Annotated in this window: 7 protein-coding genes and 1 pseudogene; 6 read left to right on the top strand and 2 right to left on the bottom strand. The window is 34.0% G+C overall.

Features of this window, described 5'->3' with window-relative positions:
* Positions 1-99: 99 nt before the first annotated feature.
* Entirely contained in the window at positions 100-804 is a 705-nt protein-coding gene (locus JHL18_RS03830; RefSeq protein ID WP_200266309.1) for a DUF421 domain-containing protein, read from the bottom strand.
* A gap of 297 nt (positions 805-1,101) precedes the next feature.
* A complete protein-coding gene (locus JHL18_RS03835; RefSeq protein WP_200266311.1) occupies positions 1,102-1,908 on the bottom strand; it encodes a DUF975 family protein in 807 nt (268 codons plus the stop codon).
* Positions 1,909-2,359: 451 nt separating this feature from the next.
* On the opposite strand from JHL18_RS03835, the gene JHL18_RS03840 reads away from it, so the two are divergent.
* The 6 genes and pseudogenes from JHL18_RS03840 (at position 2,360) to JHL18_RS03860 (ending at position 11,958) form a co-directional block, all read left to right on the top strand.
* On the top strand, positions 2,360-3,532 hold the full coding sequence (locus tag JHL18_RS03840) for an NAD(P)-dependent malic enzyme (RefSeq protein WP_200266313.1): 1,173 nt from the start codon (positions 2,360-2,362) through the stop codon (positions 3,530-3,532).
* A 69-nt stretch (positions 3,533-3,601) separates the two neighbouring features.
* On the top strand, positions 3,602-4,576 hold the full coding sequence (locus JHL18_RS03845; RefSeq protein ID WP_207752955.1) for a 2-keto-3-deoxygluconate permease: 975 nt from the start codon (positions 3,602-3,604) through the stop codon (positions 4,574-4,576).
* Positions 4,577-5,542: 966 nt separating this feature from the next.
* A pseudogene (locus JHL18_RS25810) lies at positions 5,543-7,015 on the top strand (ATP-binding protein); the annotation flags it as partial.
* Between the two features lie 9 nt (positions 7,016-7,024).
* Positions 7,025-7,666, top strand: a complete 642-nt coding sequence (locus tag JHL18_RS25815; RefSeq protein WP_243277796.1) for a response regulator — start codon at positions 7,025-7,027, stop codon at positions 7,664-7,666.
* Positions 7,667-7,841: 175 nt separating this feature from the next.
* Positions 7,842-8,738 (top strand): LysR family transcriptional regulator, encoded by an 897-nt coding sequence (locus tag JHL18_RS03855; RefSeq protein ID WP_200266317.1) that lies wholly within the window; start codon positions 7,842-7,844, stop codon positions 8,736-8,738.
* Between the two features lie 328 nt (positions 8,739-9,066).
* The gene (locus JHL18_RS03860) at positions 9,067-11,958 is read left to right on the top strand and encodes a glycoside hydrolase family 3 protein (protein ID WP_200266319.1); all 2,892 of its coding nucleotides are present in this window, start codon (positions 9,067-9,069) and stop codon (positions 11,956-11,958) included.
* The last annotated feature ends 38 nt before the right edge of the window (positions 11,959-11,996 follow it).

Below are 11,996 nucleotides of genomic sequence, written 5' to 3' on the forward strand. Positions count from 1 at the left end.
GCCTCTGTTGAGAGCATTTAAGAATAGTCTTAGCTTTAGAGTTATTCAACCCTAGGAATAAACCCTTTATGATAAGTATGACTATTTATTATAAAGGGTTTATTTATATAAAAAGACCTTTAGATTGTATTTATCATCAACTGTGGCAAGAAGAACGTTTTTTACTTTAGTTTGATAAGAATTTTCTAAACTAGAAACTAGCCATTGTTCATCTTTATGTATTTGTGCAAGTTCCTTATAATCAACTTTTCCATCTTTGATAATAGTTCTAGGCATACTAAAAGGAGCTGTTTCCATTTGATAATGAAGAGGTGTAATAGGCTCATATTTTGGATCTAGAAAAACGGAAAACTTGCCGTTAGCTTCCCAAATAGCTAATGCTACTTTCTTCACATCGTCAACTTTTGATTCTCTTAACTCTTCTAGTAAAACGTCAATAGAAATCCTAGCCTTTTTTAAGCTTTCATAAAAAATCTCACCATCTTTAACAACTATGATTGGGTGACTATTAATAAGTTTTCGTATATAGGGAGATTTAAGCATGCCAAATATACCAGAAAGGTAAAGTAAAACTAATACAATTGTTGTAATCATAGAACCTTCAAGCCCAAGATGTTCATCAGATAATGGATGGGCAATGATGTTTCCGATTACTAGTGCAATAACAAAATCGAGAAGCCTTAGCTGTGAGATAGTACGCTGACCTAAGGATCTCGCAACAACCAATAAAAATAAAAAAGCAATAATTGCACGTAACATCCATTCAATAGCAGTAAGCGATTCTTGGCTGTGTAAAAAATCCATCTATAAACCCTCCTTTACGATAAGTGTTTAAAGCTCAAATATACTTCAATTATTTTAACCAATAACAGGTGAAAAAATTACGAAACTTAATTTATTATTATAAAGTAATAGACATAGCCTATATAAACAAATATTCCAAATAAATTACATAAAAATACTGAACTATATATCCATTAAGCAAAATCATAATATAAAAGTATAAATAAAAAGGAGTGTAATAGGAATAGCTTAACAGCAGTCCTAAATACACTCCTTTAAAACAAATAGGATTTTCAAAGTACGATACTAATTTTTATATTACCACCTATTGTCATATGATTCAGGTTGATCTAACAATAAGTCTTCATAGGTACAAAAGCCGCTATCTAATGCATTTCTTCTTAATACTAAATATAACTCAGCATCTGTAGCATTTTGATAAGGAAGCACAAAGATTATACCTATTCCAAAAGCTATAGCGCCTAAGAGATACCAGCCGATAAAGGATAAGTCTAATACGAACATATCAAATTTATGACCTCTAGTCATTTCGTTACTTAAAGCAATTGCCTTTTTAACTCCGATATTAGGGTTATCGGCAAGTATATATGGAACCATGCTATAAGCATAGGATTTTATTATACCAGGAATTATTAACAACAAAGTCCACAAGAAGATAAAGATTTTTGATACTAACATTGTTTTTACTATACCACCATAGTTATATCCATTAAATCCAAAACCGAAGCATCCCTTGTTATCTTTATATTGAGCTGATTTAACAAAATATCTTCTTCCTCCTACTTCAAGAGAATATCCAAGGAATACACGAAGAGCAATTACTCCTAAGAGTGCTATAAGTCCAAACATTAAAAATGCAAAAAGGAAGTGAAACGGAAAGACATTAGTGATGCTTGAATGAAAATCATTCGGTGCATTATTTGAAAAACCATTATTTATACCTGAGTAGAAATCATTTCTTGAGTTTCTTGAATGTGAGCTGCTTCCACTCCAACTAGGGCTCCCCCCAGCTAATGCTATTACTATACTAACACCAAGCGCACTTAAGTATATTTTTCTCAACACTGCCTTAGCTCTGTCCTTTAATTCTTTTCTAGTCCACATGATACCCTCCAAATAATATTATTAATATAATCATTTATAGAAATTTGTAAAATTTATTTAAAACTTACTATGAGTATATTATATGGTATTGAATAACTTATAACAAGGTTAATAATCACACATATATCGATATTTGTTAGTCATTTTTGTAGTATATGTTGATAGAAGCTTTTTATTTCATCGAATTGCTTGTTTTTTCGTGTAGTTATGAGGTAATAACAATTTCAAATATATTCAAGTCTTATAAATGAGATTTCATTAAAGCAAGATATGGAGTATTAAGGTAATATATTGATGAATGTGATTGTTAAAATAATAACAAATTGTTCTTTATGACCATAATTTGTTTTTAAAGTTTATAATATTTTAATGATTTGAGGATGATGTTATCATTTACACATGGCAAACGATTACAGAAATTTAATATATAAGTGAAGGGCAGGTAAAAGAGATGAATTATTTTGAAGAAAGTTTAAAATTACATGAGAAGAAGATAGGAAAGATAGAGGTAGTATCAAAAGTAGAAATTGAAACAAGAGAAGATTTAAGCTTGGCATATACTCCTGGAGTTGCAGAACCTTGCAGAAAGATTTATGAGAACGAAGAAAACGTGTACAAGTATACAGCGAAAGGGAATTTAGTTGCTGTGGTTACGGATGGTACAGCTGTGTTAGGTCTTGGAGATATAGGACCTAAGGCTGGACTACCGGTTATGGAAGGTAAAGCAATTTTATTTAAAGCTTTTGCAGATGTCGATGCTTTTCCGATATGTTTAGACACAAAGAATGTTGATGAGATTGTAAAAACAGTAAAGCTTATAGCGCCAGGATTTGGAGGAATAAATCTTGAAGATATAGGTGCTCCAAGATGCTTTGAAGTGGAAGAAAGATTAAAGAAAGAATTAGACATACCTGTATTCCATGACGATCAGCATGGAACTGCAATAGTTGTTCTTGCAGGAATAATAAATGCCTTGAAGGTTGTTGATAAAAAGATAGAGGACATAAAGGTTGTTGTAAACGGAGCAGGTGCTGCAGGTACTGCTATAGCAAAACTTTTACTTTCTTCAGGGGTAAAAAATCTAATTGCTTGTGATAAGGTTGGTATTTTATATAAAGGAATAGAAAACGTAGATGATGCTAAAAAGGAACTTGCAAAGGTAACTAATCCTGATAATATTCAAGGAAGCTTAGCTGATGCACTAGTAGGAGCAGATGTATTCGTAGGAGTTTCTGCACCAGGCATAGTAACTCAAGATATGGTAAGAAGTATGAATAAAGATTCCATATTGTTTGCAATGGCAAATCCAACTCCAGAAATAATGCCAGAGGATGCAAAGACTGCAGGGGCTAGGGTTATAGGTACAGGAAGGTCAGATTTCCCTAACCAAGTAAATAATGTGCTTGCTTTTCCAGGAATATTTAGAGGGGCTTTAGATGTTAGGGCAAAGGAAATCAATGAAGAGATGAAGATAGCTGCTGCTTATGCTATAGCTTCTATGATAAAGGATGAAGATTTAAATGAAGACTATGTAATCCCAAATGCTTTGGATAGAACAGTTGCCTCTAATGTGGCTGAAGCCATAAAGAAGGCAGCGAGAGAAAGTGGAGTAGCACGGGTTTAGGATAATAATTCTCCAGCTAAGATTCTTTAAAAATACTAAACAATACAAAAAATAAACGGAGGTATAAAAATGCAAATTCCAATTAAAAAGACACTTGATAAAATACCGGGCGGTATGATGGTAGTTCCATTATTTCTAGGTGTATTAGTAAATACATTCTTTCCGCAATTCTTGAAAATTGGTGGATTCACAACTGCACTTTTCGGTCCAGCGGCATCATCAACAATACTAGCTTGCTTTATGTTTTTGATTGGTTCTCAAATCAACTTTAAGTTAGCACCAAAAGCTTTGAAAAAAGGCGCGTTGCTGATAACAGGAAAGTTCATAGTAGGAGCAGGAATAGGAATATTCGTTGGAAAGGTTTTTGGAACTGCCGGTGTATTAGGTTTATCACCACTAGCAATTCTTGCAGCATTAACAAACTGTAATGGAGGATTATATGCGTCACTTGCATCTCAATATGGTGATGAAACTGATGTAGGCGCATATGCTTTATTATCCTTAAAGGATGGTCCTTTCTTTACCTTAGTAGCACTAGGAGCATCAGGACTTGCACAAATTCCTTTCAAAGCACTTTTAGCAGTGTTAATACCAATAGCAATAGGAATGATCTTAGGAAATATAGATACTGAAATGAGAAAATTCCTTGGAAGCAGTAAATTATTATTAATTCCATTCTTCTCCTTCCCTTTAGGTGCAGGAATGAATCTTGAAACTATTGTGAAAGCAGGAGGCCCTGGAATAATATTAGGTTTAGTAGCAGCATTTACTGGAATCGGTGCTTATGTACTTTTAAAACTATTTAAAGAGGAGCCTATAATTGGACTTGCAACAGGATCAACTGCAGGAAATGCAGTTGCAACTCCAGCGGCTGTTGCCGCCGCAGATCCAACTCTAGCTGCAATAGCAACTGTAGCTACAGCTCAAGTTGCAGCAGCATGTGTAGTTTCAGCTATAGTTTGTCCGTTTGTTGTATCGTATGTATTTAAGGTTCTTGGTAATAAAAAGATGAAAAAGGTAGGCAGTGAAGTCGCCACAGGATAACGAAGAATTCTACGGTTAAAAAAACAAAGAATCCAGTTGAAATTAAGGTGTCCCTTTACCCTAGATACTCCCTAAAAACACCTTAATTTCAACAGTAAAAATAAAAATTCACAATAAATAAAAGTATATACCCACAAATATATAATATAGAGAAATAGAAAAATTTTAAGGTTAGATAGAATAAACTTTATGCAAACATGGATTATAGATGAACCACTTCGTAATAAAATTTATTATTCTTAAATTATCTCACTAAAACACGTGAGAGTTTTAAAGATAGATTTCAGATCGAAGTGGTTAATCTGAGTTCCTAACTCAACTATTAATTTATACAGGCCCCAAAATTACCAGGAGCCGCAAATTTCGAACAAGTATAACTTAAGTTTCGATATAGGAATCCTATATAGGGTTCCAACTTCAACTATTAAGTTATGCATGCCGCAAAAATCCTCAGTAGCCACGATTTTCGAACATGCATAACTTAAGTTTTCGTAATGGAACCCTATAATAACACACAGAAAAGTGGAAGACAGTAATTAGAGAAATAGTATATAATGGGATCAAGGTAAATGGTCCTATTATAAAGCTTTTACCTATATAAATGTTCTTTCATACGGATGTACCACTTCATATTAAAACTTATTATTTTTAAATTATCTCACCAGAAGTAGTGAGAGTTTTAAAAATAGGTTTCGGATTGAAGTGGTACATCTATACTTCTGTGTTTTAACTTTGTATAAAGAATGAAATTCTACATAAGTTTAGAAGTAAATATTCATTGTAGAATTATATAAGGATGAATAACTTTAAAATTATAATACGAACTCAACTAAATAGTTGTCTGTTTTGTTATAAAAGGTGATAAATATGAAAAAAACAATAAAGCTACAAACGAAAATTACCCTATTGGTTATTACAGTGGTATCTATTTCTATATCCATAATCATTTTTTTTGTGGCTTCTTGGATGACTGGAAATATTGAAAGCAAGGCCAGAACTAATATTATGAATGTGGCAGAGATGGTAGCTCACTCTACTGAAATAATAGATTCCTTGAAGGTTAAAGATCCAAATAGAAAGATTGGATCATATGTAAATACTCAGCTAAAAAACTTAGATCAAATCGAGTATATTATTGTTGCTGATATGGATGGTATTAGATATTCACATCCTAGTGCTGATATGATAGGAAAGAAGTTTGTAGGTGGTGATGAATATAGAGTGGCACATATGGGGGAGACCTATATCTCTGAAGCTACTGGAACTCTTGGAAAAGCCTTAAGAGCTTTTGCTCCTATATATGATCCGGTAACTAATGAGGAAATAGGCTTTGTTTCAGTAGGAACGCTAACACATAGCATTGAAGCAGCTAAACATACGGCGATTTTGTATATAATGCTTATTACACTTGGAGGGCTTACAGCAGGTGTGATAGGAGCATTTTTACTTGCTAATAGTATAAAGAAAACCTTACTTGGGCTTGAACCTGAAGAAATATCAAGATTATATAATGAAAAGATGGGGATTCTTGATGCAATTCATGAAGGATTAGTAGCTGTGGATCAGATAGGAAGGATCACCCTTATAAATGATTCAGCTTTAAATATATTGCATTTTGAGAATAAGCTTAGTAGAGATGAGCTCATAGGAAGAAATATTGAGGAAGTTATTCCTAATACTAGATTAATTAATGTATTGGAAAAAGGTGAAGCTGAATTTGAAGATGAGCAGAGGATAAACAATACTGTAATAATGACAAATAGAATTCCTATAATTGATAAAGGAAAAACAGTAGGAGTTATAGCAAGTTTTAGAGATAAAACCGAGGTGACTAAAATGGCCGAAGAGCTCACTGGCGTAAAAAGGATGGCGTGGTCCTTGAGAGCTCAAAACCATGAGTTCATGAACAGGCTTCATACTATTTCTGGACTAATACAGCTGGAGGAGTATGAGGAAGCATTGCAATTTATATCAGATATAGCGAAATTAAGAAGTAATATAAGTAATATTTTAACTGAAAATATAAAGAATACTTCGCTATCAGCGTTATTGCTTTCAAAATATAATAAAGCTGAGGAGTGTAGAGTTAAGCTTAAAATAGATGAGGCTTCTAAGCTTACAAGACTTCCACAACACATGACTTCAGAAGAAATGGTATCTATAATAGGAAACCTTATTGAGAATTCCTTAGATGAAGTGAAGAATGATGGTACTGGTTTAATATATGTAAAAATAGTAGAACAGGAAGAGCTATTAAGTATAGGAATCAAAGATAACGGTGGAGGAATTCCAGAAGAGTATAAGGACAGAATCTATGAACAAGGCTTTTCAACCAAAGATGGTCAGCGAGGACATGGTATGTACATTGTAAAGAAGATAATTGAACAGTATAACGGTATAATAAGTTTTTATATAGATGATGGTACTGCTTGGAATATAACTATACCGATGGTAAGGGAGATAAATTCGAAGTTCTTAAAAAGGGTAGAAGGATTCAATTTATATAAAGCTGTTTCTAATCTTGGGGATGCGAAAAAGTTTATATCCCTAAAGAAGCCAGATTTAATACTGCTTGATGTATATCTGCCTAAGGAAAACGGAATGGATTTTTTAAAGTGGATAAGAAGTGAAGAAATAGATATTGATGTTATTTTAATAACCGCAGATAAGTCTATTGAGAGAATACAAGATGCCTTTAGATATGGAGTTGTTGATTATCTTATAAAACCCTTTGGATTTGACAGATTTAAGGAAGCTTTATTTCAATTTAAGAATAGATATTACAAATTCAAAAAAAGTTCTGAGATCGAGCAAACGGACTTAGATAAGTTAATATCCAGTCAAAATTTATCTCAAAGTGAAGAGGAGTTCGCAAAAGGTCTCAATAAATATACCTATAGAGCCATATGGGAGGAAATAGAGAAACGTAGTTATGAAGATGTTACAGCAGAAGATTTGGCGGAAAAACTTGGGATCGCAAGGGTAACAGTTAGAAGATATGTAGAGTATATGGAGAAAGAGGGCAAGGTTGAGAAGCTTATAGAATATGGAAAGGTTGGAAGACCACAGTATAAATATCGAAAAATTTAAACAGTAATCTTAGGTGTATTATATAAATTACTTTGCTAAATTAGGATCTGGAAACTTAGTTTATCAGTGGTATATACTGGGGCCAATTTAAATTGGTTATATTGTAAATTGAAAAATGGTATGTTATACTAACATCAACTATCTCAACCCCTAACACGCGTATAAAGGAAAAAATATGAATACAGAGGCGTTACAATATTTCATCAAAGTTTACGAGAAGAAAAGTGTTTCTTTGGCGGCCAAAGATCTATTTATTACTCCTCAAGGGCTAAGTAAAACTATAAAACAGCTTGAAATGGATTTAGAAGCAGAGCTGTTTTGTAGAGGATCACGTGGTATGGAAGCTACAGAGTGCGGTGAGTTATTATATGCCAGGGCAAAACATATCTGTTATTTGATGGAAGATATAAAGAAAGAAATAAGTATTATAAATGGAAGAAAAAATATTTTATTGACTGTTGTTGTTACATATGCAACAACATCTGCAGTTCCTCCTGATATGTTATTTGGGTTTTCAAATGTTTATCCTAGTATAAAGATGAAATTAAGAGAATATCCAGATGAGTATCCTATTGATAAGCTATTTCAAGAGCAAGTGGATGTTGGATTGGTTCTTGGACATGAAGATATTGAAAACTGTGAGTATGAGCTAGTTGTTCCAGGTGAAGTTGTTGTTGTGGTTTCTAAAAATCATCCTCTAGCTGCTAAAGATGAAATATCAATAATAGAATTGGAGAATGAGCCTTTAGTGATAAAATCTATGGAATTTGGTAAACAACATAGTTTAGTTGATAAATGTTTAGAATACGGATTTGCCCCTTATGTTAAGCACGAAATGGGCAATATTCTTGCTGCCCATATATTGTGTGAAACTAACGGATATGTAACAGTTTCGGTGGACTTTATTGAAGATGCAGTAAAAAATGATAAGTTAAAGGTTATAAGATTAAGAGAGAAGATACCTCAGAATATATATATGGTTACTAGAAAAAGGGACATACAGTCTAAGACAGTAACATTGTTTCGTAGCTATGTAAGGCAATACAGTAAGGATAGAAACAAGTCGTTTTGATGTGCAAGCATGCCATCAAGGCGGCTTTTTTACTGTATAGTAAAGTGTAAAATGTTCAATTAAGAAGGTCACTTCAGCGGCTTTTCTACTATAGATAGAAGGATGATAAACTAAAAGTTAACATACCGAACTTTTCGTTGATTGAGGTTGTTACCACAATATGCTAAATTAAGTCTTGTAGGGGTGATAAGCTTTACAAAGGCAGTATTTGTAAAGGATCACATGAGATTAGTAAAAAAATATGGGGGGGAAGAAAACGCGTGATTAAGTTAATGGGAGGAAAAATTCTTTTGCATCATTAATCTTATAATTAGGGGGAATAAAAGGTATGGAAAGTAAGAAAAAGAGTAAGAAAAAGTCACGTATAATAATTAGATCGGTGCTGATATTTTTACTTGTGGTTGTGGTTGGTGTGAACATAGCATTAAATCATTTCTCAGAAGTTATTACAGCATATTTTACTAAAATGGATGTTACAAGTAAGCAGGCTGTAACAGCAAGAGAGCAGTCTAAAAAGCTTGTTGAACAGATCACAGATGAAGGTATTGTCCTTCTTCAAAATAAGGACAACACTCTTCCTATAAAGACAGACGCTGCAAAGAAAACTAAGATAAATGTATTTGGATGGAGCTTTACGAATCCTATCTATGGGGGAACTGGATCAGGGTCTACAGATACATCTACAGCTGTTAATCCAAAAGCAGGACTTGAGGCTGCTGGCTTTGAAGTTAATGACAAACTATACAATGACTATGTAGCATTAAATATGCAAAGACCAATAGTAGGTATGGATGGACAAGATTGGACTATTCCAGAACCTGAGACTTCATTCTATACAGCAGATAGAATGAAGCAAGCTAAAGATTACGCTGACACTGCAGTAATATTTATTGCACGTTCAGGTGGTGAAGGTGCAGATCTTCCAGTAAGCATGGATGGTCCAGATACCTTTAATCCAAAGGGAAGCCAACAAGGACCTACAGGTCAAAAGTTTGGTAACAGGGATGATCTTGATGCAAATAAGCATTATTTAGAGCTTAGCAACAGAGAAAAAGGTATGGTAGAAGCTGTTACAAAGAACTTCGATAAGGTAATTCTTGTTGTAAACAGTAGTAATACTTTTGAACTTAGCTGGGTTAAGGATTTTAGTCAAATTAAGAGTGTGCTAACAATCGGTGGACCAGGACAAAATGGATTTAACTCCTTAGGTAAAGTTTTTGCAGGTAAGGTTAATCCATCTGGTAGAACTGTAGATATATATGCTAAGGATCTTTTAGATACACCTTCAATGAAGAACTTTGGAAACTTCGATTATGTAGTTAAAAATGCTGACGGCTCATACTCTCAAGCAGTAGATTCGCAAAAGGTTAGATTAAATTATGTGAACTACGCTGAAGGGGTTTATGTAGGATACCGTTACTATGAAACTGCAGCAGCAGAAGGTACAATAAATTATGGTGAAAAAGTACAATATCCATTTGGTTATGGATTAAGTTATACAAGCTTTAAGCAAGAAATGGTACCAGGAAGTTTAGCTTGGGATGATAAGAATATCTCTGTAAAAGTTAAGGTAACAAATACTGGAGCAGTAGCTGGAAAGGATGTTGTTGAGTTATATTACTCTGCACCTTATACTGGAAAGCTTGAAAAATCTTCAATCGTTCTTGGCGCATTTGCAAAAACTGGTGAAATAAAGGCAGGAGAATCACAGGAAGTTACTCTTTCCTTTAAAGTTGAAGATATGGCATCTTATGATACAAACAAGGCATATACTTCAAAAGGCGGATATGTGCTTGAGCAAGGCGAATACAAGCTTATGCTTATGAACAACTCTCATGAAAAGATAGCTGATATAGGTTCAAAGAATCTTTCTCAAGTAATATATGATTCTACAGCTCGTTCTACTGATAAGCAAACTGCTGTAAATCAATTTGATAGCTATGTTACTGGAGAAGGTAGTGTAAAAACTTATCTATCAAGAGCAAACAAATTTGCAAACTTTAATGACATAGATAAGAATGAGAAGTTCACGATTAAGACTGCTGATGGGAAGGCTACAGTAGATGTAAAGGGAAAATTAGTTGATACTAGTTTTGTACAGCTTGTAAACGACAAGAGATATACTGTACCAGCTGATACTAAGACTTCAGCACCTACTACAGGAGCAAAGAATGGTAAGAAGTTAAAGGATTATACTGGTATTGATTATAACGATAAGAGCTGGGATGCTTTGCTTGATCAATTATCTGTAGATGATATGGTTAACTTAATAGTACACGGTGGATATAAAACAGTGGAACTTACCTCAGTTGGTAAGCCTGCTACAGTTGATTATGATGGACCTTCTGCTATTAGTTCGTTCATATCTAAGGTAAAGGTTTCGGGCATATCCTTCCCTGCAGAAGTAGTAGTTGCATCTACTTGGAATGTTAATCTTGCAGAAGCTATGGGACAATGCATAGGAGCTGAAGCAAATGCTTATGGGGTTACTGGTTGGTATGCACCTGCCATGAACATCCACCGTACAGCTTTTGGTGGAAGAAACTTTGAATATTACTCTGAAGATGGACTTGTTTCTGGTAAGATGGCAGCTTCTGTTACAAAGGGATATCAAAGTAAGGGCGGATATGTTTACATGAAGCATTTTGCTCTAAATGATCAAGAAACAAATCGTACTGTTGGAATTTTGACATGGTCAAATGAACAAGCAATTCGTGAAATTTACCTAAAACCTTTTGAACTTGCAGTTAAAGAAGGTGGCGCTAAAGCAGTTATGTCTTCCTTCAACAGCATAGGAAATACTTGGGCTGGAGCAAACACAGGTTTAATAAAACAAGTACTTCGTAATGAATGGGACTTCAAAGGTATGATAGATACTGACTTCTATATGAATGGCGGCGGCATAAGCGCATATCCATACATGGTATTTGAACTTGGTATCCGCGCTGGTAATGATACTTACCTTACAGGGGTAGCACCTGTGGGAGTACCTTCTGTTAATACAAAGAGCAATGATACTTTATGGGCATTAAGAGATGCTTCTCATAACATGTTATACACTGTTGCTAACAGCGGTGCTATAAAGAACGGATTAAGTACTGACAAGCCAATGTGGGTTAAAATAACAATTGGGGTTGATGTAGTAGTTGTATTAGCTATATTAGCAGGATTAGTAGTTAGCTTTCGTAAGAGTAGAAAGAAAGAAGAAGTCGCAGTTTAGAAGTAGTACATCTACAAATCTTTGATATGAAAGGAACT

Source organism: Clostridium yunnanense (assembly GCF_016595795.1).
GTDB lineage: Bacteria > Bacillota > Clostridia > Clostridiales > Clostridiaceae > Clostridium_AR > Clostridium_AR yunnanense.

Excerpts from the sequence above, each read along its gene's own strand:
- JHL18_RS25815 (WP_243277796.1), top strand. The coding sequence starts at position 7,025 with ATGGTAAGGGAGATAAATTCGAAGTTCTTAAAAAGGGTAGAAGGATTC.
- JHL18_RS03830 (WP_200266309.1), bottom strand. The coding sequence starts at position 804 with ATGGATTTTTTACACAGCCAAGAATCGCTTACTGCTATTGAATGGATG.
- JHL18_RS03845 (WP_207752955.1), top strand. The coding sequence starts at position 3,602 with ATGCAAATTCCAATTAAAAAGACACTTGATAAAATACCGGGCGGTATG.
- JHL18_RS03835 (WP_200266311.1), bottom strand. The coding sequence starts at position 1,908 with ATGTGGACTAGAAAAGAATTAAAGGACAGAGCTAAGGCAGTGTTGAGA.
- JHL18_RS03860 (WP_200266319.1), top strand. The coding sequence starts at position 9,067 with ATGGAAAGTAAGAAAAAGAGTAAGAAAAAGTCACGTATAATAATTAGA.
- JHL18_RS03840 (WP_200266313.1), top strand. The coding sequence starts at position 2,360 with ATGAATTATTTTGAAGAAAGTTTAAAATTACATGAGAAGAAGATAGGA.
- JHL18_RS03855 (WP_200266317.1), top strand. The coding sequence starts at position 7,842 with ATGAATACAGAGGCGTTACAATATTTCATCAAAGTTTACGAGAAGAAA.